Origin of the sequence: Stenotrophomonas sp. SAM-B (genome assembly GCF_013387485.1) — a bacterium.
Taxonomy (GTDB): domain Bacteria; phylum Pseudomonadota; class Gammaproteobacteria; order Xanthomonadales; family Xanthomonadaceae; genus Stenotrophomonas; species Stenotrophomonas maltophilia_AA.
The window spans coordinates 99,304-124,483 of the sequence record NZ_JABBXB010000003.1 but is presented as its reverse complement, the minus strand read 5'-3'; the positions used below and the strand labels follow the sequence as shown (position 1 = coordinate 124,483).

Annotated in this window: 19 protein-coding genes and 1 tRNA gene; 8 read left to right on the top strand and 12 right to left on the bottom strand. The window is 68.9% G+C overall.

Going from position 1 to position 25,180, the window contains the following annotated elements; all coding sequences use genetic code 11:
- Positions 1-9: 9 nt before the first annotated feature.
- The 3 genes from HH110_RS08255 to HH110_RS08245 are packed head-to-tail and all read right to left on the bottom strand — an operon-like array spanning position 10 to position 5,962.
- Complete coding sequence (locus tag HH110_RS08255; protein WP_176989245.1) at positions 10-3,870, bottom strand: YhdP family protein; 3,861 nt, start codon at positions 3,868-3,870, stop codon at positions 10-12.
- A 30-nt stretch (positions 3,871-3,900) separates the two neighbouring features.
- Positions 3,901-5,388 carry a ribonuclease G gene (rng, locus tag HH110_RS08250; protein ID WP_176989244.1) on the bottom strand — a complete coding sequence of 496 codons (1,488 nt, stop codon included), beginning with the start codon at positions 5,386-5,388 and terminating at the stop codon, positions 3,901-3,903.
- Entirely contained in the window at positions 5,381-5,962 is a 582-nt protein-coding gene (locus HH110_RS08245; protein WP_176989519.1) for a Maf-like protein, read from the bottom strand. Before HH110_RS08245 ends, rng begins: the two co-directional genes overlap by 8 nt.
- A 130-nt stretch (positions 5,963-6,092) precedes the next feature.
- Here HH110_RS08245 and HH110_RS08240 point away from each other — a divergent pair, with 130 nt between their 5' ends.
- The 3 genes from HH110_RS08240 (at position 6,093) to HH110_RS08230 (ending at position 10,708) form a co-directional block, all read left to right on the top strand.
- Positions 6,093-6,827, top strand: coding sequence for an SIMPL domain-containing protein (locus HH110_RS08240; RefSeq protein WP_176989243.1), 735 nt, complete (start codon positions 6,093-6,095; stop codon positions 6,825-6,827).
- A 212-nt stretch (positions 6,828-7,039) separates the two neighbouring features.
- Entirely contained in the window at positions 7,040-7,693 is a 654-nt protein-coding gene (locus tag HH110_RS08235; RefSeq protein ID WP_176989242.1) for an energy transducer TonB, read from the top strand.
- A gap of 180 nt (positions 7,694-7,873) precedes the next feature.
- Positions 7,874-10,708: a TonB-dependent receptor gene (locus HH110_RS08230; RefSeq protein WP_176989241.1), complete on the top strand. Its 2,835-nt coding sequence runs from the start codon at positions 7,874-7,876 to the stop codon at positions 10,706-10,708.
- A gap of 127 nt (positions 10,709-10,835) precedes the next feature.
- Here HH110_RS08230 and HH110_RS08225 read toward each other — a convergent pair.
- The 8 genes from HH110_RS08225 to HH110_RS08190 form a co-directional block, all read right to left on the bottom strand.
- Positions 10,836-10,912: transfer RNA gene (locus HH110_RS08225), tRNA-Asn, on the bottom strand.
- A gap of 57 nt (positions 10,913-10,969) precedes the next feature.
- The gene (rlmH, locus tag HH110_RS08220) at positions 10,970-11,440 is read right to left on the bottom strand and encodes a 23S rRNA (pseudouridine(1915)-N(3))-methyltransferase RlmH (protein ID WP_088434465.1); all 471 of its coding nucleotides are present in this window, start codon (positions 11,438-11,440) and stop codon (positions 10,970-10,972) included.
- An 84-nt stretch (positions 11,441-11,524) separates the two neighbouring features.
- A complete protein-coding gene (gene rsfS, locus HH110_RS08215; protein ID WP_121038588.1) occupies positions 11,525-11,956 on the bottom strand; it encodes a ribosome silencing factor in 432 nt (143 codons plus the stop codon).
- Between the two features lie 58 nt (positions 11,957-12,014).
- Entirely contained in the window at positions 12,015-12,680 is a 666-nt protein-coding gene (gene nadD / locus HH110_RS08210) for a nicotinate-nucleotide adenylyltransferase (protein ID WP_176989240.1), read from the bottom strand.
- Between the two features lie 4 nt (positions 12,681-12,684).
- Complete coding sequence (holA, locus tag HH110_RS08205) at positions 12,685-13,722, bottom strand: DNA polymerase III subunit delta (protein WP_176989239.1); 1,038 nt, start codon at positions 13,720-13,722, stop codon at positions 12,685-12,687.
- A gap of 31 nt (positions 13,723-13,753) precedes the next feature.
- The gene (lptE, locus tag HH110_RS08200) at positions 13,754-14,380 is read right to left on the bottom strand and encodes an LPS assembly lipoprotein LptE (protein ID WP_176989238.1); all 627 of its coding nucleotides are present in this window, start codon (positions 14,378-14,380) and stop codon (positions 13,754-13,756) included.
- Positions 14,381-14,542: 162 nt separating this feature from the next.
- Complete coding sequence (gene leuS, locus HH110_RS08195; RefSeq protein WP_176989237.1) at positions 14,543-17,191, bottom strand: leucine--tRNA ligase; 2,649 nt, start codon at positions 17,189-17,191, stop codon at positions 14,543-14,545.
- Between the two features lie 186 nt (positions 17,192-17,377).
- Positions 17,378-17,989: a DUF998 domain-containing protein gene (locus HH110_RS08190; protein WP_176989236.1), complete on the bottom strand. Its 612-nt coding sequence runs from the start codon at positions 17,987-17,989 to the stop codon at positions 17,378-17,380.
- Positions 17,990-18,114: 125 nt separating this feature from the next.
- Here HH110_RS08190 and trxA point away from each other — a divergent pair, with 125 nt between their 5' ends.
- The 5 genes from trxA to HH110_RS08165 all read left to right on the top strand — a co-directional run bounded on the left by trxA (position 18,115) and on the right by HH110_RS08165 (position 23,803).
- Complete coding sequence (gene trxA / locus HH110_RS08185; protein WP_176989235.1) at positions 18,115-18,984, top strand: thioredoxin; 870 nt, start codon at positions 18,115-18,117, stop codon at positions 18,982-18,984.
- Between the two features lie 284 nt (positions 18,985-19,268).
- On the top strand, positions 19,269-20,858 hold the full coding sequence (locus HH110_RS08180; RefSeq protein WP_342589236.1) for a FecR domain-containing protein: 1,590 nt from the start codon (positions 19,269-19,271) through the stop codon (positions 20,856-20,858).
- A complete protein-coding gene (locus HH110_RS08175) occupies positions 20,855-22,486 on the top strand; it encodes a CHASE2 domain-containing protein (protein ID WP_176989234.1) in 1,632 nt (543 codons plus the stop codon). The genes HH110_RS08180 and HH110_RS08175 overlap by 4 nt, the downstream gene beginning before the upstream one ends.
- A gap of 69 nt (positions 22,487-22,555) precedes the next feature.
- Positions 22,556-23,020 (top strand): DUF4442 domain-containing protein, encoded by a 465-nt coding sequence (locus HH110_RS08170; RefSeq protein WP_176989233.1) that lies wholly within the window; start codon positions 22,556-22,558, stop codon positions 23,018-23,020.
- Between the two features lie 51 nt (positions 23,021-23,071).
- The gene (locus HH110_RS08165; RefSeq protein WP_176989232.1) at positions 23,072-23,803 is read left to right on the top strand and encodes a hypothetical protein; all 732 of its coding nucleotides are present in this window, start codon (positions 23,072-23,074) and stop codon (positions 23,801-23,803) included.
- A gap of 22 nt (positions 23,804-23,825) precedes the next feature.
- On the opposite strand, the gene HH110_RS08160 is transcribed toward HH110_RS08165, so the two are convergent.
- A complete protein-coding gene (locus tag HH110_RS08160) occupies positions 23,826-25,097 on the bottom strand; it encodes a hypothetical protein (RefSeq protein ID WP_176989231.1) in 1,272 nt (423 codons plus the stop codon).
- Positions 25,098-25,180 lie beyond the last annotated feature (83 nt).

Sequence of the window (25,180 nt, the reverse complement as noted above, 5' to 3'; positions counted from 1 at the left end):
GGAAAGGGGTCAGCGCGCCGGGGGGGCGGCCGGGGCCGGCTTGGGCGCTGCGTCGCGGTCGATCACATCGACCTTGGGTTCGGCCCAGGGGCCGGTCACGCGGTAGGTTTTGGCACCGATCTCGCCCAGCGGCTTGGACAGCACCGCATTGGCCGCCGCGCCCACCGCCGCACCGACCGGGCCGCCGGCGACCGCACCGACCACGGTGAGCAGGTTGCCCGCGCGCGGGTTGACGTCGATGGTCTGGTCGAAGCGCTGCTGGCGCAGGTCGGTCTGGCCACGGATGGTGATGTTGGCCGCCGGGCCTTCGATCAGCACCTTGTCGGTGGTGGCCATGCCGTCGCTGAAGGCCACGCGGCCCTCGACCTGGTTGAAGGCGAAGCCCTTGGAGAAGAAATCGCGGAAATCGAACATGAGCCGGCGCGGCAGCTGGGTCACGCTGAGCAGGCCAAGCACGCGCCCGGCGCCGGGTTCCAGTTCCAGCAGCTGGCCGTTGCGGGCCTGCACATCGAGCTGGCCCTGCAGCGCGCCGAGCTGGAAGTCCGACGGGCCGCCCTGCCAGCCGGCCGTCATGGTCAACTGGCCCTGGCCGCCACGCAGCTGGCCGCCGTAATCGAGGTTCTGCATCAGCCCGCCCAGGTCCTCGCTGTTGACCTGCACGTTGAACTGGCTGCGCGCGGTCTCGCCCATGCCCATCCAGCGCCCGCTGACGTCGATCTCCTGCTTGGGCGCGCGGAACTGCAGCTGGTCCACGCTCAGCCCGTTGGCCATCGGCCGGGTGCGCAGCACTGCCTGGCCCAGCCTGGCCTTGCCGAACTGCAGGTCGTCGATATCCAGCGACAGCGGCGGCACCTTGGCCGGGTTGGTGTCGTTGGCACTGGCCTGGACCCGCGCCGGCAGGGTCACGTCCGGCGGCAGCAGGATCGGCGCGCCGTCGCTCGGCGCCTTCACCGGCGTGGGCAGCGATTGCCAGTGCACGCGGCTGAGCTTGCCGACGATGGTGCCGCCCTCGGCATTGGGGACGCTGAGGGTGCCGGCCAGCGACGGGCCGTCCATGCGCACGTCCACGCTGTTGCCGGTCGGACGCAGCTGCAGCCGGGTCTGCGGGAAGACACCGCCGGCCAGCAGCAGCTGGCCCACCTGCACATCCACGTGCCGCAGCGGCATCGGGTCCTTGTCATCGCCGCCGCCCGGCGAGCGCGCCAGGCCGATCCACTCCAGCGCATCCAGTGAGCCGCTGCGACCATTCACCACCAGCCCGCTGGCCGGCGGATCGCGATCCACATGGTCGCTGCCCAGGGTGACCTGCACGCCGGTCTGGTTGTCACGCGTGCGCGCAGCCAGGGCCAGCCGCTGGCCGAACGCGACATCGACGCGGCCGCTGCCCATCGGCAACTGCGCGGTGACGTCCGTCGCCAGCGGCGTAGCAGCGGGCTTGTCCAACGGCGCGGGCAGTTCCAGCGTGGTGCCGACCAGATCCGAATGCAGCTTGAGCACGGTCGGCGGCTCGACCTTGCTGCCGGCCGCGACCTTGGGCAGGGTCACCCCGATGGTCCAGCGCGATGTGCCCTGGATGTAAGGCTTGAGCCAGTTCAGCTCCGGCGCGCGGTCGAGCAGCGCACCGGCCTCCAGCGAAGCGGTGAGTTCGGATTCAAAGGCCTGCTGCGGATCGCGCACGAATTCGCCGGCGCGCAGGCTGAGCAGCCCGTCCTGGCCCTGGTGGCGCACCGCCAGGTTCTCCGCATCGAAGCCACCATGGCCGTAGCGGGCGGTGCCGCGCATGTTTTCGAACAGAAGATCGAAGCGTTTCTCGGCGAGGGTCGCCCCATCCAGATCGACCGTGCCCTGCAGGTGACCGCTGCCTTCAACATGGTGCAGCGGCTGCAGCAGATCGAACGTGACCGCTGCCGGACCTTTCGCGGTGAGGTTGTCCAGCGTCTCGCCGTAGGTGGCCTGCAGCGGGCTCTGCTTGAGCATGGCCAGCAGTGCACCCGCATCACTGCGGCTGGTCGCCTTGACGTAGAGCGCGGTCACGCCGAAATCCGGAATGCCGGCATCGAAGTGGTCCACCGCCACGCCGGCCAGATCGCCTTTGCCATGCAGCTCGAAGCCCGGGCCGATGAAAGCGATGTCCGCGTCCACCTTGTCCATCGTCGGCCAGTCGTGCTGGAAGCGGATGCTGCCGGCGTCGATGTGCCCGGTCGCTTCGAAGCGGCCGTTGTTCTTGTCGAACGGCCAGTCTTCCAGATCGCCGGTGACCAGGCCCACGCCGCCGCGGACCTGCCCGGAGACCAGCGCGGCATCCAGCCAATCGGTGGCGGCCTTGCTCATCCTGGAATGGATCCAGAAGCGCTTGGCGGCGGTCATCGGCACATCGTCGATCTTGGCCGCCAGTTCCAGCCATGGGCGGGTGCCGTTGTTCTGGAACCAGATGCCGCCGCGCACGTCGGCGGCGTAGTCGGTGCCCTGCACGCGCAGCGCCGCCGTGCCGATCCGCCAGCCGCCGGCCTCGTCACGCCAGCCCACCAGCCGGCCGCCCAGGCGCACGTCGTGGCGTTCGCCGAACCCGCTCGGCCAATCGAAATGCATCACCCGCTGCGGCTGCAGATCCAGCGTGAAACCGTCGGCATCGCCGTTGAAGCGTCCGCCCACGCCGCTGAGCCCGGGCGAATGACCGGCCGCGGCGAAGCGGATGTCCTCCAGATCGCCCTCGATCGACAGCGCGCCGCCCTGCTCGCCCGCCATCCGCACGCGGGTCATGCGCACCTGCGGCGCAGCCTCATGCAGCCACTCGCGCAGGCCCGGGTCGATCCGGTCGGTCAGTGCCAGCCCGCGCAGCAGCGCGGTGGCATCGATGTTGTCGCCGGCCAGGGCGAAGTGCTGGCCGCCGGCCAGCAGCAGGCCATCCAACTGCTGGGTACTGCCGTCCAGACCGATCCGAAGGCGCGGTGCATCCGCGCGCCAGCCGCCCTGCACCCAGCGCCAGCGGGCGCGCAGCTCCAGGGTCTGCAGCGCGAGCTGCGGGTGCGTGCCATCCGCCAGCTTCACGCCGCGGACCTGTACGTTCTGCAGGTCCGCGTCGGTGGTGACCATCACCACCCGATGATCGCGCAGGTCCACCCAGGCATTGAGTTCACCGGTGCCCTGTTGCAGTCCGATGCCACCGAACTGCAGCAGCGAGGACCATGCCCGGAAATCGGCCGGGTCGGCCGAGAGCCACGCCTGCCCGTCACCGCGCTTGCGCTCGAAGTCCAGCACCGCCGTCAGCGGCTGCGCGGCCGGGTCGGCCCAGGCACGTGCGCCGACGCGCAGGCGCTGGCCGTTGACGCGCAGGCGCAGGTCGATCCGCGGCAGCGTCGCGTTGACGCCCAGCGAGGGCGCATCCACCCTCAGCCGGCCCCCGATCACCTGCAGCTCGCCCAGCCGGCGCAGGGTTTCCAGCGGGTCGCCCGCGGTGGACTGCGGCAGGCCCTGCACCGACCAGCGGCCGTCGTCGGCACGCTGCAGTACCAGTGCAAGGCCGCGCAGGCGCAGCTCGGTCAGCGAGTGCCCCGGCAGCAGGCCGGCATACATGGAGACCAGCACCTCCGCTTCGCCGATGCGCAGGCCCTGGCCTTCACCGATGCGCAGCCCCTTGAGCTGCAGCAGCGGACCGCGCCGGGTCCAGGCGGTATCCAACGCGTCGAAACGCACCGGCTGCCCGGCGCGCGCACTCAACCACGCCGCCACCTTGTCCGGGTGACGCTCGGCCAGGGGCAGCAGCTGGCTGGCGGTGCCGACCAGCAGGGCCACGCCCACGAGCAGGATCGCCACCGCATACACGGCATGGCGGCGGATCCGGCGCAGGCGCAGGCGGAGCGGTGTGCTCATCGGAACGTGGGAATGCCGGACCGGCCGCGATCAGAGCAGCACGACATCGAACTGCTCCTGCAGGTACTGCTCGTCCGCCTGGAAGCGGATGCTCTTGCCCAGGAACTCCTCCAGTTCGGCCACCGCCGAGGATTCCTCGTCGGTGATGCGCGCCACGACCTTGGACGAGGCGATCACCAGCAGGCGCGCCGCATCGAACTGACGCACCGCCCGGGTGATCTCGCGGAAGATCTCGTAGGTCACCGTTTCGGCGGTCTTGATCGAGCCACGCCCGCTGCACTCCGGGCACGGCTCGGACAGCTGGCGCTCCAGGCTTTCCACGGTGCGCTTGCGGGTCATCTCGACCAGGCCGAGCGGCGAGAAGTCGTACACGGTGGTCTTGGCATGGTCGCGGGCCAGCGCCTTCTCCAGCGTGCGCAGCACCTGGCGGCGGTGTTCGGCATCGTCCATGTCGATGAAGTCGATGATGATGATGCCGCCCAGGTTGCGCAGCCGCAGCTGGCGCGCGACCGCCTGCGCGGCCTCCAGATTGGTGCGGAACACCGTCTCTTCGAGGTTGCGCTGGCCCAGGAAGGAACCCGTGTTCACATCGATCGTGGTCATCGCCTCGGTCTGGTCGATGACCAGGTAGCCACCGGACTTCAGCGGCACCTGCTTGTCCAGCGCGCGGCCGATCTCGTCCTCGACCCCGAACATGTCGAAGATCGGGCGATCGCCGCTGTACAGCTCGATCTTCTCGGCCAGCACCGGCATGTACTTGGCCACGAACGCCTGCAGCTGGTTGAAGGTCTCCTTGGAGTCGACCTTGACCTTGTCCACGTCCTTGCGGATCAGGTCGCGCACCGAGCGCAGCGGCAGGCTGAGGTCTTCATAGATCACGCTGAGCGGGGCGGCATCGCGGCCACGGCGCTCCACCACGTTCCAGACGCGCGACAGATAGGCCACGTCCTCGGCGATCGCCTCGGCCGGCTGGCCTTCGGCATTGGTGCGCACGATGTAGCCATAGCCGCCGTGCTGGGCAGACAGCTCGGTCACCAGCGTCTTCAGGCGCGCGCGCTCGGTCTCGTCCTCGATCCGGGCCGACACGCCCACCACCTTGGACTGCGGCAGCAGCACCATGTAGCGGGAGGGAATGCTGATCTGGGTGGTCAGGCGGGCGCCTTTGGTCCCGATCGGGTCCTTGACCACCTGCACCACGATGTCCTGGCCGTCGCGCAGCAGCTCCACGATCGGCACCGAGGACGGCGGCGGCAGGGTCGTGCCTTCGGTATCGGGGCTGGCCACCGGGGCCGGCCGGATCACGTCGTTGGCGTGCAGGAACGCCGCGCGCTCCAGCCCGACTTCGACGAAGGCCGCCTGCATGCCCGGCATCACCCGCTGCACCTTGCCCTTGTAGATGTTGCCGACCACGCCGCGGCGCCAGCCGCGTTCGATGTGCAGTTCCTGCAGCATGCCGTTCTCGATGACGGCGACGCGGGTTTCCCGCGGGGTGACATTGACCAGGATTTCTTCAGACATGGGCGACTCCCTTCAGTTCAAACGTCTGCAGCAACTGCTCGGTCTGTTGCAGGGGCAAACCCATCACACCCGAATAGCTTCCCGCCAGATGGCGGATGTATCGTTCGGCGCCGCCCTGGATCGCATACGCGCCGGCCTTGTCCATCGGCTCGCCGCTGGCCACGTAGGCCGCGATCCGATCCTCATCGATCGCCGCGAACGTCACCTCCGAGACCACCAGCACGCCCTGCTCCCGGCCCGCGGCGACCAGCGCCACGGCGGTCATCACCTGGTGGGTGCGCCCGGCCAGGGTGCGCAGCATCGCGCAGGCGTCGTCGGCATCGGCCGGCTTGCCGAACACGCGCCCGTCCAGCACGACCTCGGTGTCCGAGCCCAGCACCACCGCGTCCGGATCGTGCGCGACCAGGGCCAGCCCGGCGCGCGCCTTGTCGGCGGCGACGCGCTGCACGTAGTCGGCGGCCGACTCGTCGGCGGCACGGACTTCGGCCACGTGAAGGTCGAGCGCCTGGAACGGTCGGTCCAGGCGCGCAAGCAGTTCGTTTCGTCGGGGGGATCGAGAGGCGAGATAAAGCATCGAGGAAGCATAACCTGAGCCTACTGTCTGAATCGCGAGCAACACGCTTGAATCGTGATCGACCCCATCAAACCTCACGACGCGTTCATCGCCCCGACACCAACCTCAACGTCTTCACAAGGAGATGTACATGCGCCGCCCGTCCCTGTCCCCGTTGCTGCTCGCCCTGTCCCTTGCCCTGGGAGCTTCGATGACCGCCCACGCCCAGTCCCAGCCCACCATCGCCGTGCCGGCCGACGGCACCCTGCTCAACATCTCGGCCAATGCCGAGGCCAGGCGCGTGCCGGACGTGGCGACGCTCTCGGCCGGTATGGTCACCCAGGCCGTGGACGGCAACACCGCCATGCGCCAGAACGCCGAGCAGATGACCAAGGTACTGGCCGCGATCAAGGCGGCCGGCATCGCCGAGCGTGATGTGCAGACCAGCGGCGTCAACCTGAGCCCGCAGTACCGCTACGCCGACAACGAAGCGCCGAAGATCACCGGCTACCAGGCCAGCAACACGGTCAGCCTGAAGGTGCGCGACATCGCCAAGCTGGGCAAAGTGCTCGACGCGCTGGCCGCGCAGGGCGCCAACCAGATCAACGGCCCGCAGTTCGAGATCGACCAGCCCGAACCGGTCTATGACGAGGCCCGCCTCGCGGCGCTGAAGAAGGCCCAGGCCCGCGCCGAGACGTACGCGAAATCGCTGGGCCTGCGCGTGCGCAGGATCGTGAGCATCTCCGAGAGTGGTGGCGGCAACTTCCGTCCCGTGATGATGCGTGCCCAGGCGGCGCCGATGGCGGCCGATGTGTCGACGCCGGTTTCGCCGGGCGAATCCACCGTGTCGGTCAACCTGGACGTGGTGTTCGATCTGGGCCGCTGATCCGCGCTCCGGTCGATGTTCCTGTGACGGCGCCGAAAGGCGCCGTCATGCTGTGCGCGGTCCGATTCTGACTGCCAGCCAACTCCCCACCCTGCCCCTGACTTCCGGCCCGTGCCGGGCTCGGGTATTGCTGTCATTGCACGGCCCCGCCTGACCCCATCCGCCGCGCAGGCACGTTGATGTTTCCGCACATCTGGCAAGGAGAGTGGAGCATGGTCCGTACCCCGTCCCCGGTTGTCCCGCTGCACATCGAAGCGTCCCGCGTGCTCGGGTGGAGCACTGCCATCGCGGTCCATGCGCTGGCCCTGATGTTGTTGTTGATTCCTGCCGCACAGCCGCTGATCACGGCCCCGCGCGAGCGCATGCGCGTGAGCTGGGTGCTGCCGCCGCCTCCGCCGCCGATACGGGTCCATGCCGATCCGGCACCGCCGAAGGTTCCGAGGGCAGCGGTGAACACGCAGCGACCGCCGACGCCCCTGCCGACGCTCACTGCCCCCGTTGATGACGCTCTGGCGGTGTCCCCGCTACCGGCCACCGAGGCGTCACCGCCCTCGCTGGCGCCGGCGCCTGCCGCAGCCGCACCGACGCAGGGTGCCCAGCTCCAGTACCGCAGCGCCCCGCCACCGCCGTATCCGATCACCGCGATCCGCCTGGGCCAGCAGGGCACGGTCGTGCTGCGCATCCGGGTCGGTACCGATGGCAATCCGCTGGCGGTCGACATCGAAAAGAGCAGCGGCTCGCGCGTGTTCGACCAGGCCGCGCGCCAGCAGGTCATGCGCCACTGGCGCTTCGTGCCCGCCACCGTCAATGGCCAGGTCGTCGAGGCCGATGGCCTGGTCCCGGTGGAATTCACGTTGCCGCGTTAGATGTGCCGGGGAGAGCCTGCGACGGGCTCTCCCCATTCACACAGTCCCCTCACACCCTCTTTCGCGAATTAAGCAATTTTTCACACTTGCGTCACCTGCCGGAAACCTAGATTGGCGCCGTTGCCACCGTTCTGGTGTCGACTTATTGACATCTAGGTTTTCCCAGTCAGGAGAGAAGCTGTGAAACACCCGATCCAACGCCGCGACGACAGCCGCCGCACCAGCCTGGCCACTTCCATTTCCACGATCCTTACCGGCGGCGCGCTGCTGCTGGTGGGCGCCATGGCGTCGTTCTCCGCGTTCGCGCAGGAGCAGGCGACCAACCTTGACCGGATCACCGTCACCGGGTCGAACATCCCCCGCACCAATACCGAAACTCCCTCCCCCGTCCAGGTGGTCACCCGCCAGGAAATCGACCGCACCGGCAAGACCACGGTCGCCGAGTACCTGCAGACCCTGACCGCGGACGGCTCGGGCTCCATTCCCAAGACCTTCGGCAACGGCTTTGCCGGTGGCGGCGCGGGCATCTCGCTGCGCGGCCTGGGCGCCGGCTCCACGCTGGTCCTGTTGAACGGCCGCCGCATGGCGACCTACGGCCTGGCCGATGACGGCCAGAAGGTCTTCACCGATCTGAGCACCATTCCGCTGGATGCGGTCGAGCGCATTGAAGTCCTCAAGGACGGCGCTTCTGCGATCTACGGTTCGGACGCCATCGCCGGCGTGGTCAACATCATCCTGCGCAGCGACTTCAACGGCGCCATCCTGCGCGCCTCCTACGGCCTGTCCGGCGACAGCGACGGCGATGCCAAGAAGGCCACCCTGACCGCCGGTACCGGCGATCTGGCCACTGACGGCTGGAACGCGTTCTTCAGCCTGGACGTGGGCAAGACCGACGCGATCAAGATCAGCGACCGCAAGGACCGCAAGTGGATCGGCACCGGTGACATCCGTCGCTACGGCTATGGCAACAATGCGCAGTTCCTGGGCGGTGCCGCGCTGTCCGGCGGCACCCGTGGCGGCGTCGGCCCGACCGGTTCGGTCTTCGACGATCGCGCCGTTACGCCGGATGATCCTGCGTTCCTCGTCGCGCTGCCGGGCTGCGCCGGCCTGACCACCATCCCGGGCCAGAATGACGTCACCGCACAGCAGCAGGGCTGCCTGTGGGATCCGAACCAGCTGTACCGCGACCTGACCCCGGAAGAGAAGTACGTCAACGTGTTCGGCCGTGCCAGCTTCGCCTTCGGCGAAGGCGGTGAGATCTACACCGAGATCGGCTACTCGAAGAAGGAAACCACCTTCAGCAACACGCCCTCCGGCGTGTCCGGTGGCTGGGGCTATCCCGGCGGCCCGGTCAACGCCAACAGCGGCGATGGTGCCACCGTGCTCGGCCCGACCCATCCGGACAACCCGATCCCGGGCCAGGCCTCGCGCCTGCGTTATTCGGCCTGGGACGTGGGCCCGCGCGTCACCAACAACACCAACGAGTTCAACCGCTTCCTGGTCGGGGTCAAGGGCAACTGGGGCGAATGGAGCTACGACACCGCCTACCTGCATTCGGGCACCGACCTGGTCAACAAGCGCACCGGCTTCCTGCGCTACAGCGCCGTGCAGTGCGCACTCGGCAACCCGGCCTGCCCGGGTGGCGTGTGGCGCATCGGTGACGACGCCGGCCTCAATTCGCAGGCGCTGTATGACTACATCTCGCCGGACATCAGTGCACGCGCCAAGTCCAGCCTGGACATGTTCGACTTCACCGTGTCGCGCAGCCTGGCCGACCTCAAGGGCGGCCCGCTGGGCCTGGCACTGGGTACCGAATGGCGCAGGACCAGCAACAGCCTGACCCCGCAGACCTACACCGACCAGGGCGACATCATCGGCCTGGGCTACTCGGCCTATGACGGCACCCAGAACGTGTATGCCGGCTACGTCGAACTGTCCGCGCCGGTGCTGGAGCAGTTGGAACTGTCCGGTGCGGTCCGCTACGACAAATATGAAAGCGGCGAAGGTAAGGCAACGCCGAAGGTCGGCATCAAGTGGACGCCGGCCGACTGGATCGCTGTCCGCGGCAGCTATGCCGAAGGCTTCCGTGCACCGAATCCGGCCGAGAACGGCGACGGTGGCCTGGCGGCGTTCTCCAACGCAGCTGACCCCGTGCGCTGCCCCGGCGGCAACCCGGCCCCGGGTGCGACCGATGACGATTGCGGCGCACTGCCGGTCGCCATCATCACCCGCCCGAATCCGGACCTGAAGCCGGAGGAATCCAAGAGCTACTCCGTCGGTCTGGTGCTGCAGCCGACCTCCAGCACCTCGATGACGGTCGACGCCTGGCAGATCAAGCGCACCAACGAAATCGCCCAGGGCAGCACTGCCGAAGCGATTGCCGCCGGCAACGTGCTGCGCGACAACAACCTGCTCAATGGCGTTCCCGGCACCGGCAGCATCCTGGCGGTCAATACGCAGTACATCAATGCCGCATCGACCCGCGTCCGCGGTATCGATACCGACATCCGCCAGACCTTCGACATCGGTCCGGGGCAGCTGGAAATGGACCTGCAGTGGAGCCACGTGCTCAAGTTCGAGCGTACCGATGCCGACGTGACCGTCGACTACGCCGGTACCCACGGCAACTGCGACGTCACCAACTGCATCGGCACGCCGAAGGACCGCATCAACTTCGGCACCACCTGGAAGCAGGGCCCGTGGAGCGTCAGCGGCGTGGCCAACTACATCTCCAAGATGGAGAACACCGACTTCCGCGGTCCGGACGGCTCGTACCAGTTCGCCTACGCCGACGGTACCGACGTCGAGAAGATCTCCTCGTTCACCACCTTCGACCTGTCCGGTCGCTGGAACATCACCGAGGCCTTCGAGTTGAACGCGTCGGTGCAGAACCTGTTCGACCGCATCGCTCCGCTGGATCCGACCACCTACGGTGGCGTGAACTACAACCCGCTGCACTTCAGCGGCGCGATCGGTCGTTACTTCACCGTCGGTGCCAAGTACACCTTCGAATGAGGTAGCCGCACTTGGGGAACAAGGAGCCCGGGCAGTGCCCGGGCTTTTTGTTTGCCGGTCATGCGAGCTGCGCGGATCGCGGACAAAAAAAAGCCCCGCATCGCTGCGAGGCTTTTTTTTCAAATCTTGGCGCCCGAAGTTGGACTCGAACCAACGACCCCCTGATTAACAGTCAAGTGCTCTAACCGGCTGAGCTATTCGGGCGGGGTGCGCATTGTAGCCCGTTTTTCGCGGGATGTAACCCATCTGGCGACAACTATTTCACGCGCGGTGATACGGATGGTTGGCCAGCATCGCTGCGGCGCGGTACAGCTGCTCGGCGACCACCAGGCGCACCAGCATGTGCGGCAGGGTCAGCGGCCCGATCGACCATTTCTCGTCGGCCATCGCCGACACCTCGGCGGAATGGCCTTCCGGCCCGCCGATCAGGAAGGCCAGATCCCTGCCCTGCCCGCGCCAATGCTCCAGGCGCTGCGCCAGCTGTTCGGAACTGAGCGGGCGTCCCGGGACATCGAGGGCGACCACGTAGGCATTCTTAGGCAGCGCCGCGATCACGCGCTTGCCTTCGTCATCGGTGGCGCGGCGCGCGTCGCGCCCTTTGCCACGCAAGCCGGGCTCGATCTCGACCAGCTCGAACGGCAACCAGTGCGAGAGCCGCTTCTGGTACTCGGCAAAGCCTTGCGCGACCCAGGACGGCGCACGTTCGCCGGTGGCGATCAACTTGGCTTTCATCTCTGTCCTCGGCAGGCACCGCACGCGGCGCCGCAAAAGACAACGGCGCCATCGGCGCCGTTGTCGTGACCCTGCACGCTGCGATCAGCGCGCGTCGTAGTCGTCGTCCGCATCGTCGAGCAGTTCGATCGGCGGCTGGTCGCCCACGGTCCACAGGCGCTCGAGCGCGTAGAACTCGCGCACGCGCGGCAGCATCACGTGGACGATCACGTCGCCCAGATCGACCAGCACCCACTCGGCTTCGCGCTCGCCTTCCACGCCCAGCGGCATCACACCCAGCTTCTTGGCGAACTTCACCACTTCGTCGGCGATCGACTTGACGTGACGGCTGGAGGTACCCGACGCGATCACCATGTAATCGGCGACGCTGGAGCGGCCGATGACGTCGATCTCAACGAGATCCTTCGCCTTCAGTTCTTCGGTGGCCCCGCGCACGCACTCGAGCAGCTGCAGAACGGAGGGCGCCGGATTGGGCAGTTGGACCTTGATGGTCTGGGGCTGGGCTTGGTTGCTCAAAGCGGGTCAACTCGATAAATGTGGGGTCGATTATACGGGGCGGCGCGCCCGCGCGTATTCACGACGGTGTCGCGCCGTACAGGCGGTGGTCGAGGATATAGCCGGCCACCGGCTCGGGCAGCAGCTGCTGCCAGGGGCCACCGGCCTGGATCCGGGTCCGCACGGCGGTGGCCGATTCCTCGCGCAGCGGGGCCTGCAGGCGCAGCAGGCGCCCGGCCGGGGCGGTGAACAGCGCGCGCTCGTGACTGGCCCAGCGCCCGTCCAGGGCCTGTGCCAGGACCGGGTCGAGCGCGTCGGCCAAGGGGCTGCCCGGGCGGTCGGCGACGATGAAATGCGCCAGATCGAACAGCGCGGTCCACGCGTGCCAACTGGGCAGGGCCAGCAGGCTGTCGGCGCCGACCAGCCAGGCGATCGGCTGGCGCGGGCCCAGCTCGGCGCGCAGCTCGCGCAACGTATCGACGGTATAGGACGGCACGCCGGGGCTGCGCGCGGCCCGGTCCAGCTCGCGGCGGTCGAGCAGCAGGCCGGGCTCGTCGCCGATGGCCAGGCCCAGCATCGCCAGGCGCTGCGCGGCGTCGGCGCCGGGGGTGGCGCGGTGCGGCGGATCGGCGGCCGGCAGCAGGCGCACGGCGACCTGCAGCTGGTCGCGTGCGGCACGGGCAATGGCCAGGTGGCCCAGATGGACGGGATCGAAGGTCCCGCCGTAATAGATGCGCAGCCCCATGGGCTCAGGCCCGGGCGAGCAGGCGCACGGCACGGGCTTCGGACACGGCGATCAGCAACCGCTCCAGCGCCAGCCAGGCATCGCCGTCGGCGCGCCCCTTGGCGATGCGGTCCACCAGCCCGGCCTCGGCCACGAAGCGCTCCCAGCGCTTGACCTCGGGGTGACGCTGCAGCGCGCGCTTGAAGGGCGCCTGCCGCGATTCCCAGATGCCACGGCTCTTCATTTCCGCGGCCAGGTTGCCACCGCGCGCCTGCACCCGCGCCAGGCCGGCGGTGGAGAGCAGTTCGCGGATCACGATCGGGGTCAGCGCGGCCACGGCTTCGCCTTCGGCACGCAGGCCGGCGATCATGCGCAGCACGGCGGCGGGCTGGCCGGAGAAGGTCGCTTCGACCAGGCGGAACACGTCGTAACGGGCGGCATCTGCCACCAGCGACTCCATGGTCTCCACGTCCAGGGTCTGGCCATCGGCCAGCAGGGCCAGCTTGTCGATTTCCTGGGCGGCGGCCAGCAGATTGCCCTCCACCCGCTCGGCCAGGCGCTGCACGGCCTGGGGATCGGCGCGCAGGCCCTTGCCGCGCAGGCGGCGCTCGATCCACTCGGTCAGTTCATGCGGCTTGATCGCCCAGGCCACCGAGATCACCCCGGCGCGGCCGACGGCATCGGCCCACTTGGTCTGGTGCGCCTTGCTCCATTCGTTGCAGGTGATCAGCAGGATCACGTCCGGGGCCGGATTGGCGCAGAACTGGCTGATCACCTCCGCGCCTTCCTTGCCCGGCTTGCCGCTGGGCAGGCGCAGTTCCATCAGGCGACGCGCACTGAACAGGCTGGGCGCGTTGAAGCTGGCGTCGAGCTGGTTCCAGTCGAAGTCGCGGCCATCTGCATCGAACACTTCGCGTTCGTTGACGCCATCGGCGCGGGCACGTGCCCGCACGGCATCGGCCGCTTCAAGCACGCGCAGCGTCTCGGGCCCCGCGATCAGGTAGACCGGTGCCAACGACTGGCTGGCCGGTTGGCTGGCGAGCTGTTCGGGGCGAAGTTCCATGCGGGCAGGCCGATCCGCAGGCGGACCGGACTCAGCGCCCCTGCGGAACGTCGGCGGGTACCGCCGGCGTCGGGGTCGTCGAAGCCGGGGTGGCCGCCGGCAGCTCGACCGGCGTCTCCACCGGCGGGGTACCCGGCTTGGCCGGGGCACGGCCGTGCTCCAGTTCGGCGCGGACCACGCTGTCGATGCGGCGCATGATCGAGGCGGACATCTCGCGACGCAGTTCGTCGGCGAGGATTTCGCGCTCGGTGGTGGTACCGGTGGCGTCGGTCGGCGGCGACACGTAATCGCGCGAAAGTTCGATCACCTGCTGCGGCACCAGCTCACTGCCATCTTCGCGGCGGAAGATGAAGATCACGGCGTAGCGCAGGCTGTATTCCTGGGCACGGCCCTGGGCATCGATCGCGATCGGCAGATCGCCCCAACGCTCGGACAGCACCTGCAGCTGGGCCGCCGGCTCGCTGCTGTCGCTGTCGGCGATCTGCGCCCCGGAGGCCTGCAGGCCACGGCGCAGCAACTTGACCAGTTCGCTGTAAGGCGCGGTGGAGACCACCTGCACCGCCGCGGTATCGGCCGGCAGCATCAACTTGTTGCGCAGATGGAAGCCGCACCCGGCGAGGGTTGCGGTCAGGACAAGGGCAAGCAGGAATCGGGTCATGGACACAGTCTGTAGGAGCCGGGCGGTCGCGGCAACAAGCAGTGATCGTGCCGGATGCCGCGTGAACAGGACTTGATACCGGACCGCCCGCGCGGCGCCGCCCGTATCGGTTCTAGGAGATCCGTGCCACCGGGCGCGCAGGCACCCGGTGGCACGACAGGATCAGCCCTGCGGGGCCGCCACGATGTTCACGATCTTGCCGGGCACGATGATGATCTTGCGCACGGTCAGACCTTCCAGGAACTTGGCTGCGTTCGGCTCGGCCAGGCCCAGCGCTTCGATCTGGTCGCGCGGGGCATCGGCGGCGACGTCGATGGTGCCGCGCAGCTTGCCGTTGACCTGCACCGCCAGCGTCACCGCATCGCGCACCAGCGCGGCCGGATCGGCCTGCGGGAACGCCTGGTCTTCCAGCAGTTCCTCGGCGTGGCCCAGCACCTGCCACAACGCATGGCTGGCATGCGGGGTGATCGGATTGAGCAGCAGCACGGTGGCACGCAGCGCTTCCTGGCGGACCGCACGGCCCTGCTCGCTGACGTCATCGAACTTGGCCAGCGCGTTCATCAGTTCCATCACCGCGGCGATCGCGGTGTTGAAGCTGTGGCGGCGGCCGTAGTCGTCGCCGACCTTGCCGATGGTTTCATGCGTCTTGCGGCGCAGCGCCTTCTGCTCGGCGTTCAGTGCGGCCACGTCCAGCGCCGGGGCGGCACCGTCGGCGGCGTGCTTCTGCACCTGTGCCCACAGGCGGCGCAGGAAGCGGGCCATGCCATCCACGCCGGCTTCGTTCCATTCCAGCGACTGTTCCGGCGGGGCGGCGAACATCGAGAACAGGCGAACGGTATCGGCGCCGTACTTGCCCACCATCACCTGCGGGTCCACGCCGTTGTTCTTGGACTTGGACATCTTCTCGGTGCCACCGATCACCACCGGCTGGCCGTCGGCGATCAGGGTCGCCCCGACGATGCGGCCGCGCTCGTCGCGCTGCACATCGACATCGGCCGGGTTGATCCAGTCCTTGGAGCCGTCCGGGTTCGGGCGGTAGTAGGTTTCGGCGATCACCATGCCCTGGCACAGCAGGTTCTGCGCCGGCTCGTTGCTGTCCACCATGCGCGCATCACGCAGCAGCTTGTGGAAGAAACGGAAATACATCAGGTGCAGGATCGCGTGCTCGATGCCGCCGATGTACTGATCGACCGGCAGCCAGTAGTTGCCGCGCTTGTCGACCGCATCACGGGCACCCGGCGAGGTGTACCGCGCGTAGTACCAGCTCGACTCCATGAAGGTGTCGAAGGTGTCGGTCTCGCGCTCGGCCGCGCCGCCGCAGTCCGGGCAGGTGGTCTTGCGCCATTCCGGATCGGCCTTGATCGGCGAACCGGTACCGACGAAGTTGACGTTCTCCGGCAGGATCACCGGCAGCTGCTCTTCCGGCACCGGCAGGGCGCCGCACTTCGGGCAGTAGATCACCGGGATCGGGCAGCCCCAGTAGCGCTGGCGGCTCACGCCCCAGTCGCGCAGGCGGTAGTTGACGCGGCGCTGGCCCTGGGCCTTGCGCTCGAAACGCTCGGCCAATGCCTCGAAGGCGCCCTGGAAATCCAGCCCGTCGAACTCTTCGGAGTTGACCAGCTCGGTCTCGCGGGTCTTGTCGCCGTACCAGTCCTGCCAACGGGTGGCGTCGTACGCGCTTTCTTCCTTGCGCAGCGACTTCAACGCGATGACCTGGCGGATCGGCAGGCCGTACTTGTTGGCGAATTCATTGTCGCGCTGGTCGTGGCCGGGAACGGCCATCACCGCGCCGGTGCCGTAGCCCATCAGCACGAAGTTGGCGACCCACACCGGCACCTGGGCGCCGGTGACCGGATGGATGGCGCGCAGGCCGGTGTCCATGCCGCGCTTTTCCTGGGTTTCCAGTTCAGCCTCGGACACGCCGCCCTGCTTCATCTCGGCCAGCAGCGCGGCCAGCGCCGGGTTGGACTTCGCCGCATGCTGCGCCAGCGGATGCTCGCCGGCGATCGACACGAAGGTCACGCCCATCACGGTGTCCGGACGCGTGGTGAACACGCGCAGCGGGTCCAGCGTGCTGCCGTCGGCATCACGCACGTCGAACTGGATCTCCAGCCCTTCCGAGCGGCCGATCCAGTTGCGCTGCATGGTCTTGACCGAATCCGGCCAGCCCGGCAGTTCGTCCAGGCCGTCCAGCAGTTCCTGGGCGTAATCGGTGATGCGCAGGAACCACTGCGGGATCTCGCGCTTTTCCACCAGTGCGCCGGAGCGCCAGCCGCGGCCGTCGATGACCTGCTCGTTGGCCAGCACGGTCTGGTCGATCGGGTCCCAGTTCACCACCGCGTTGCGGCGGTAGGCCAGGCCCTTGCGCATCAGGCGGGTGAACATGCGCTGCTCGTGCACGTAGTACTCGGGCGTGCAGGTGGCGAACTCGCGCGACCAGTCGATCGCATAGCCCATGGCCTTGAACTGGCCCCGCATGTGCTCGATGTTGGCGTAGGTCCACTTGGCCGGCGCGGTCTTGTTCTTGATCGCCGCGTTCTCGGCCGGCAGGCCGAACGCATCCCAGCCCATCGGCTGCAGCACGTTGTGACCGGTCATCCGCTTGTAGCGGCTGATCACGTCGCCGATCGTGTAATTGCGCACGTGGCCCATGTGCAGCGCACCGGACGGATACGGCAGCATCGAAAGGCAGTAGAACTTCGGCTTGTCCGAAGTCTCGGTGACCTCGAAGGCACGGGTGGCATCCCAATACTGCTGGGCGGCGGATTCAACCTGCTGCGGATCGTAAACGTTGGGTTCGACGCTGGTCATAAAAACGCTAGTGCGGCGGCAAAGCGGCACAGGGTACCGCAGTGCGGCAAAGGGCTCCAATCGACGGTGCCCACCGCATCGCCCAAACCCGTCATCTCATTGAATTGACTGGGGATTGGCCGAATACGTCATCACCCTGCCCTGGCCCCGGCGCGGTGCCGGGGCGCAGCAGCGGGCGAACCGCGCTCAGGCGCGGCGCGCGCCCGGGGCCAGCGGCAGCACCGCGACCAGCCAGACCAGCCACACACCGAAGGCCACCCGCTGGGCCAGCGGCGCCGGCAGCAGCACCTGCAGCGCGAAGGCCGACAGCAGCACGCCCAGCCCGCAGGCCAGGTGCAGCGCACCCACGGCCCGCCACGCCGGCAGCCGCAGCGCGCCGATCCCGGACATCACCGCCCCGGGCACGAAGGCCAGCACCCAGACCATCCACGCACTGGCGTGGTACTGGCTGGCCGGATTGTCCAGATCGCTGGTATCCAGCGGCAACACCCCCATCGCGGTGAAGCCGACCCCGGCCAGCATCAGCAGCTGCGCGCCCACCCGCATCGACCAGGGCGCCGTCCGCGGCACCCGCAGCAGCAGGCGCAGGGCGACGAGGCTGGCGAGCAGGCCCGGTAGCGCGAAGCCGACGATGTTGAAGGCCAGCGCATGCGGTACGCCCATCGCGCCGAGCAGCGCGACCGGGTGGCCGATCGGATCGAACAGCGGCAGCGCCGCGCCGAAGCCCAGCACTGCGCCCACGAACAACACGGCGGCGGCAATGCCGAGCGCACGTTCCCAACGATGAAGTCCCGACATGCTGCACCCGGCCTGTTCACAAGGCCTGCATTGTCGCCGTTCCCGGCCGATTCCGCCCGTGGGGTTGCGTCCGGCGGCGGGCGGCACCATACACTTCCTCTCCAGTTTCCCGTTGATCTGAAACCATGAGCGATCTGCCGCACGTATTTGACGCCACCACCGAGACCTTCGAGACCGAGGTCCTGCAGAAATCCCTGCAGACCCCCGTGCTGGTCGATTTCTGGGCCACCTGGTGCGGCCCCTGCAAGACCCTGGGCCCGATGCTGGAAAAGCTGGCCGGCGAATACCACGGTGCCTTCGAGCTGGCCAAGGTCGATGTCGACAAGGAACAGCAGATCGCGGCCGCCTTCCAGATCCGCTCGGTGCCGACCGTGTTCCTGGTCAAGGGCGGGCAGATCGTCGATGGTTTCCCCGGCGCGGTACCGGAAGGTCAGCTGCGCGAGTTCCTGACCCAGCATGGCGTGATGCCGCTGGAGGCCGCAGCAGAAGCCGAGGCCGAGGACGCCGTCGAAGCCGCTCCGCTCGATCCGCAGGCCCAGGTCGACGTGCTGCGCGCGGCCATCGCCGCTGAGCCGGACAAGGAGGAGCTCAAGCTCGACCTCGCCCTGGCCCTGCTGCAGACCGGCGCCACCGCCGAAGCCACGGCACTGATCGATGCGCTGCCGGCCAATCTGTCCACCGATGATCGCGCCGTGCGCGCCCGGGCCCGCCTGGAGTTCGCCAGCGCGCTGCAGGACGCGCCGGCTCCCGAGGTGCTGGACGCCCGCATTGCCGCGAACGGCGACGATCTGCAGGCCCGCCACCTGCGTGGCGTGCAGCTGCTGCTGTCCGGGCAGGACGCCGCCGCGCTGGAGCAGTTCCTGGACATGCTGCGGCGGGACCGTACGTATGACGACGGTCGCCCGCGCAAGCTGCTGATCGACGCCTTCAAGGTGATCGAGGATGAAGATCTGGTCGGCCAGTACCGCCGCCGGATGGCGTCGCTGCTGTTCTGATCGATCAGGGCCAGCGCCTGCCGGGGCGCTGGCCCTGCAAAGTCGTCTATCCGAACGCTCGTCCTCGATGTGTGACGTGAATCACGTTCAGAAACCCTGCACGGCTCCCGGGCAATAATGCCGCCGCGGCCCATTGGAGGCCGCGATCCATCGGGGAGGATGAGGTCTGGGCCATGGCGGCCTACTTGGCTGCGCCCCGCCTTGCAGGGCCGTGAACGACCGTGAGATTGACCCGATTGCCTTGTTTCTCTTTGGCTGCCCGCCTGTTGGTGCTGGTGGCCTTGATGCTGTCCGCCGCGCCGCTCCTGGCCCAGGATTGGACCTACCGGGTCCGGCCCGGCGATACGATCTGGGACCTCAGCGCCCGCTATCTCAAGCCGACCATCGCCTGGGAACAGCTGCAGTCGCACAACCGCATCGCCGATCCCTACCGCCTGCCGCCCGGCAGCCAGCTGCGCTTCCCGGTGGCCTGGCTGCAGGTGCAGCCCGCCCCGGCACGGGTGCTCGCCGTCCGCGGCCCGGTGCAGAGCCAGGCCGACGGCCAGCCCCGCCGCGATGTGCTGGTAGGCGATCTGCTGCGGATCGGCCAGGAACTTGTCACCGGCGAGGATGCCAGCGTCACCGTGGTGTTCGCCGATGACTCGCGCCTGCAGCTGCGCGAACGTTCGCGGCTGCGCTTCGATCAGCTCTCCCGCTACGGCCACACCGGCATGGTCGACACCCGCCTGCGCCTGGAGCAGGGCCGCGCCAGCAACCGGGTGACGCCCGCCAATGGTCCGGCGTCGCGCTTCATCATCGATGCGCCCACCGCGACCAGCAGCGTGCGTGGCACCGTGTTCCGGGTCAGCGCCGGCCTCGAGGGCCGCGGCGCGGCGACCGAAGTGCTGGAAGGGCGCGTGCAGGTCGGCAACCGCCGCGGCCAGCGCCTGGTCACCCGTGGCCAGGCCACGCGCAGCCCCTCGCTCGATGCCCGACCGGCCGGCGCGGAAGCCTTGCTGCCCGCGCCCGTGCTGTCCACCGATCCGCAGCGGCTGGCCACCCTGCCCGCGGCCCTGGCCTGGCAGCCGGTGACGGACGCCGTCGGCTACCGGGTCGAAGTCGTCCGCGCCGATCAACCCGACGTGCTGCTGTTCGCGCGCGACACCGACGCCACCGCGCTCACCCTGCCCGACCTGCCGCCGGGCGAGCTCCGCGTGCTGGTGCGGGCGGTCAGCGCGGCGCAGGTCGAAGGCCTGGATGCCGGGCAGGATTTCGAGGTGCGTGACCAGCCGGTCGCACCGCTGACCGTGCGCCCGCTGCATGGCCAGACCGTCAACAGTGCCCGACCGCGCTTCGAGTGGGCCCGGGTCGCCGATGCCGAGCGCACCGTGCTGCAGATCGCCCGCGATCCGCAGTTCCTCGCCCCGGTGCTGGAGCAGGACGGCCGCGGCACGCATCTGCGTCCGGGCCAGGACCTGGCGCCCGGCGACTACGTCTGGCGGGTGGCGTCGGTGGACCGCAACGGCCATCGCGGCCGTTTCGGCCAGCCTCTGCCGCTGACCATCACCGATCTGCCGGTCGACCCGGCCCTGCAGCCGCCCGAAGCCGCCAAAGGCCAGCTGACCCTGCGCTGGCAGGCCGGCGAACCCGGCCAGCGCTATCGCGTGCAGCTGGACCGCCGCGGCGATTTCAGCGCGCCGCTGCTCGACCGCGAGCTCGACCAGCCGGAGGTGTCGATCAAGCGCCCCTGGCGCGGCACGCTGCACGTGCGCGTCCAGTACATCGACGAGGACGGTTACGCCGGTCCGTTTTCGCCGGCGCAGCAGATCGCCCTGCCGTGCCGCACCTGTTACGCCGCCGGGGGTGGTGCACTGCTGTTGTGGCTGCTGTTGTGACCCCCCTGCATCTGCCCTGGCCGCACCGCATCGTGTTGGCCGCCCTGGTCGGCGCGCTGGCGGTCGTGGCCAGTCACTGGCAGTGGTTCTGGAAACAGGATGAGGCGGTCTACGACGCGTACGTCGGCGGCTGGGAGTACACGCCGGATGCGCGCCTGCTGATCGTGGCGATCGACGACAACAGCCTGCAGCAGCTTGGCCAGTGGCCGTGGCCGCGCGGCACCCACGCACGCCTGCTGGACCGGCTCACCGACGCCGGCGCCGAGCGCGTGGTGCTGGACCTGATGCTGTCCGAACCGGACCGCCAGGACAGCACCCAGGATGCCGAACTGGCGGCGGCGATCCGCCGCAACGGACACGTGGTGCTGCCGGTGCTGGCCGCGCCGGCCAGTGGCCCGCGCATGGCCGAGGAACTGCTGCCGATCCCGCTGATCGCCGCCAACGCGGCCAGCCTGGGCCACACTGATATCGAAGTCGACGGCGATGGCGTCGCGCGTGGGCTGTACCTCACCGCCGGGATCGGCGCACCGCACTGGCCGGCGCTTGGACTGGCACTGGCCGACACGCAGGGTCCGCTGCCCGGCCTGCACGACGACCAGCCGACGGTGGCTTCGCCCTACCAGTGGCGCCGCGACCACTACGTGCGCGTGCGCTACGCCGGACCGCCCGAACGGTTCCCGCAGGTGTCCTACGCGGATGTGCTCGACGGCGACGTCGACCCGGCGCTGCTGCGCGGGCGCCTGGTGCTGGTCGGCATGACCGCCAGCGGCATCGCGACGCGACTGCTCACCCCGACCACCCGCGAGCGCTGGATGAGTGGCAGCGAGTACCAGGCCAATGTCGCCTCGATGCTGCTTGCCGACAAGGTGATCAACCCGCTGCCGTCTGCGTGGCAGAGTGCCCTCACGGGGCTGCTGGTGGCGCTGTGCTGCCTGCTGCTGACGCTGCCGCGGGCGTGGCTGAGCGGGGTGCTCGCCCTGCCGCTGACGCTGCTGCTCAGCTTCGCCCTGCTGCGTGCGGGCAATCTCTGGTTCGCACCGGCCGCGGCCTTGACCAGCATGTTGACCGTGCTGCTGGCATGGACGCTGTGGCGGGTCAGCGCCTGGCGGCGCCAGGCCAACAGCGATGCGCTCACCGGGCTGGGCAACCGGCTGCGCTTCGAGCAGACCCTGCAGGCCGAGCACGACGCCGGCCGCCGCAGCGGGCGGCCGCTGAGTCTGGTGCTGATCGACGTGGACCACTTCAAGCGCCACAACGATGAGTTCGGTCATCAGGCCGGCGACACCGTGCTGCGCCGGATCGCCCAGGAAATCCGTGCGCACGCGCGTCGTCCGCGTGACATGGCCGCCCGCTTCGGCGGCGACGAGTTCGCGCTGATCCTGCCCGACACCACGCCGGAAGGCGCGGTGCAGGTGGTGCAGGATCTGGTGGCCCGGGCGCAGGGCCTGGAGATTCCAGCCGGCCGCGGCGCGACCACGCATATCACCCTGAGCGCGGGCGTGTTCACCCGCATCCCGAGCCCCGGCACGGAGCCCCGGCATTATTTCGAAGGGGCCGACGCGGCGCTTTACCAGGCCAAGGCCGCAGGGCGGAACGGCTATGCGGTCGACGACGGCGGCCCCGGCTGAGCCTCCACCGCCCACCATACGCAAGCGAATGGTAGACTCCGATCACCTCCCCAGCGTGACGTGATCCGAATGAAGGCCTCCGTCTTCCGCCACGGCATCAATCTATGGCCGCCGTTCCTGTTCACCGGCATCCACGTGACCGATGTCAGTCCGGACTACCGCCATGTGCGCGTCGAGCTGCGCATGCGCCCGTGGAACCGCAACTACGTGGGCACGCATTTCGGCGGCAGCCTGTTCGCGATGACCGATCCGTTCTGGATGCTCACCGTGATGCAGAACCTCGGCCGTGATTACTACGTCTGGGATCGCGCCGGCGAGATCGAGTTCCTCAAGCCGGGACGCGGCACGGTGGTGGCCGAGTTCCGGCTGGACGAGGCACTGCTCGACCAGCTGCGCGCCGCCACCGCCAGCGGCGGGAAATACCTGCACTGGTTCAGCAATGACATCGTCGATGCCAACGGCGAGGTGATCGCCCGCGTGCGCAAGCAGGTCTACCTGCGGCTCAAGCCCGAGGCACGCCAACGCGCGGGGTGAGTCATGTCGCGCTTGCTATGCTCGCGCGCCTGATCACCGCCACGGAAGACCATGCGCCTGCTCCTGTTGACCCCGCTGCTGCTCACCGCCCTGACCGCGTCTGCGCAGGAACTGCGGATACCGCCGGTCGACTATCCGGTGCTGCCGGCGCGCGCCACCACGGCCGAGGGTTTCCTGCCGTCCGGGTGGCGCATCGAGGAACAGCTCAGCGGCGATCTCAACGGCGACAAACGCGATGATCTCGTGCTGGTGCTGCGCCAGCAGGACCCGCGCAACATCGTCGAACACGATGGCTTCGGCATCAGCCCGCTGGACAGCAACCCGCGCATGCTCGCCATTGCGTTCGCTGGCCCGGCGGGCGGTTACACGCTCGCCGCGCAGAACCACACGTTGATCACCCGCCACGAGGCGCCGAACCTGTCCGATGTCTTCGAGGACGGTCCCGGCGTCTCGATCGTGCGCGGCACGCTGCGCACCACGCTGTACTTCTTCTCCAACGCCGGCAGCTGGTCGACGGGTTCGGCCAGCTTCACCTTCCGCTGGCAGGACGGCGCTTTCGCGTTGATCGGCTACGACAACAGCTCGCTGATGCGCAACTCGGGCCACACCGAAAGCCTGAGCATCAACTACGCGACCCGCCGCGTGCGCTACACCGAGGGCAGCATCGACTCGGACGAAGACAGCGTGCGCTGGGAGACCCTCACCTCGCCACGCCGCTGGACGCTGGAGACGGTGGGCGATGGCAGTGCATTCCAGCCCTTGGAGGCGACGGACGACCGCTAGGACGCCGCCAACCGCGCGCCGCTTACCGTGCCGGCGCGCGCATCGGCACCCGCAGTGTCGGCCCGAGCTCGTCCACGACCACGCGCCGATCCACCTGCAACCACTGCCCCTCTTCGCTGAGCACCGGCGTGCGCGTGGGCGAGCGCAGCGCCTCCGGCAACGTCTGCAGCGCCACGGACGCCGCCACGGGCTGTTGCCGCAGCCAGCGCTGCGCCGCCACCAGGCGCAGCATCGCGGCGGCGTCCTGCGGGCGGCCCGCGTACTGCCGCATGTCCGGTCCGCTGATGTTGGCCAGGGTGCAGCCCAGCGGATTGGCGATGCAGGCGAAGCGATCCTGCGCCGGCCCGGGAATCGGCGTGGGCGCATCCCGCGCGGCCACCAGCTCGGCGCTCGCCGCGCATGCCCACGCGTAGCGCGGCGCGATGCGTGCCTGGGTGCGTGGCACATCCAACAGCAGGCGATTTCCCTCCGGATCCCCGCTCGATAGACGCAGCCCCGCCCCGGCCAGCGCGAACTCACCGCGCATCGCGGTGCACAGGCTCTGCTCGTCAGGCGTCATTGGCGCCAGAGCAGCGTCGCAGACCGCAGGCACGGGCGCATCCGCGGGCAGTTCGACCAGGATGTCGGCCAGCACCCGCGCGTTGCTCTCCACCATCGCCGCGCCGATCATGCTGGTGACCAGGGTGTCGCCCTGCCCGGCCATCCGGCGCCCACTGAGGATGTCCCCACAGGCACCGGCCAGTGCGGCGCCACTGTCGCCACGCACATGGGCAAGCGCGTGCGCGGACACCGGATCGAACACCGGCTGGAAGGCCGGCAGCGGCACCATCGGATCGGTGTCGAACGGCGTGAACGGGGAGACGAAGTGACCGTAGCCGGCGATCGCAGCCACGCGCTGGTGAAACGCTTCGTGGCCGGCATGCGCGGCCTGGAACCTGTCGGGGTCGGCGCGCACCGCCTCGAGACAGCCGACGGCCCGGCGGCCGCAGCTCGCCGAGCCCGGACGCAGGGTCGTGGGGTAGCGCCCGTCCGCGCTGGAGTCCTGGGGCCGCTGGCCGGGCGTCCCCTGGCGCCAACGCGCGGCATCCTGCGCCATCACGGCCTCGCGGCCGGCGGCATCCAGGCCGTCATGGCGCAGGGTCCACAACGCGCTGAAGCCATTCGCGCCGGGCGTGGGCAGCGGTGCCTGCAGCAGCCGCATCGCCTCGCGCTGCTCGGCCGGCAGCGGCCAGAACCGCGAGGCGGCCCAGAGTCCGGCCACGGCCAGCAGCAGGCTCAGGATCGAGACGACCACCCATTTCAGTCCATTCCTCACCACAGTGTTCTCCCCGGACCCCGCGTCCTGCGGGGACCGGCAGCGTAAACCGGGCATCGCCC

Coding starts and splice junctions, on each gene's coding strand:
- HH110_RS08255 (WP_176989245.1), bottom strand. CDS start 3,870: ATGAGCACACCGCTCCGCCTGCGCCTGCGCCGGATCCGCCGCCATGCC.
- rng (WP_176989244.1), bottom strand. CDS start 5,388: ATGTCTGAAGAAATCCTGGTCAATGTCACCCCGCGGGAAACCCGCGTC.
- HH110_RS08245 (WP_176989519.1), bottom strand. CDS start 5,962: ATGCTTTATCTCGCCTCTCGATCCCCCCGACGAAACGAACTGCTTGCG.
- HH110_RS08240 (WP_176989243.1), top strand. CDS start 6,093: ATGCGCCGCCCGTCCCTGTCCCCGTTGCTGCTCGCCCTGTCCCTTGCC.
- HH110_RS08235 (WP_176989242.1), top strand. CDS start 7,040: ATGGTCCGTACCCCGTCCCCGGTTGTCCCGCTGCACATCGAAGCGTCC.
- rlmH (WP_088434465.1), bottom strand. CDS start 11,440: ATGAAAGCCAAGTTGATCGCCACCGGCGAACGTGCGCCGTCCTGGGTC.
- nadD (WP_176989240.1), bottom strand. CDS start 12,680: ATGGGGCTGCGCATCTATTACGGCGGGACCTTCGATCCCGTCCATCTG.
- holA (WP_176989239.1), bottom strand. CDS start 13,722: ATGGAACTTCGCCCCGAACAGCTCGCCAGCCAACCGGCCAGCCAGTCG.
- lptE (WP_176989238.1), bottom strand. CDS start 14,380: ATGACCCGATTCCTGCTTGCCCTTGTCCTGACCGCAACCCTCGCCGGG.
- leuS (WP_176989237.1), bottom strand. CDS start 17,191: ATGACCAGCGTCGAACCCAACGTTTACGATCCGCAGCAGGTTGAATCC.
- HH110_RS08190 (WP_176989236.1), bottom strand. CDS start 17,989: ATGTCGGGACTTCATCGTTGGGAACGTGCGCTCGGCATTGCCGCCGCC.
- trxA (WP_176989235.1), top strand. CDS start 18,115: ATGAGCGATCTGCCGCACGTATTTGACGCCACCACCGAGACCTTCGAG.
- HH110_RS08180 (WP_342589236.1), top strand. CDS start 19,269: ATGCTGTCCGCCGCGCCGCTCCTGGCCCAGGATTGGACCTACCGGGTC.
- HH110_RS08170 (WP_176989233.1), top strand. CDS start 22,556: ATGAAGGCCTCCGTCTTCCGCCACGGCATCAATCTATGGCCGCCGTTC.
- HH110_RS08165 (WP_176989232.1), top strand. CDS start 23,072: ATGCGCCTGCTCCTGTTGACCCCGCTGCTGCTCACCGCCCTGACCGCG.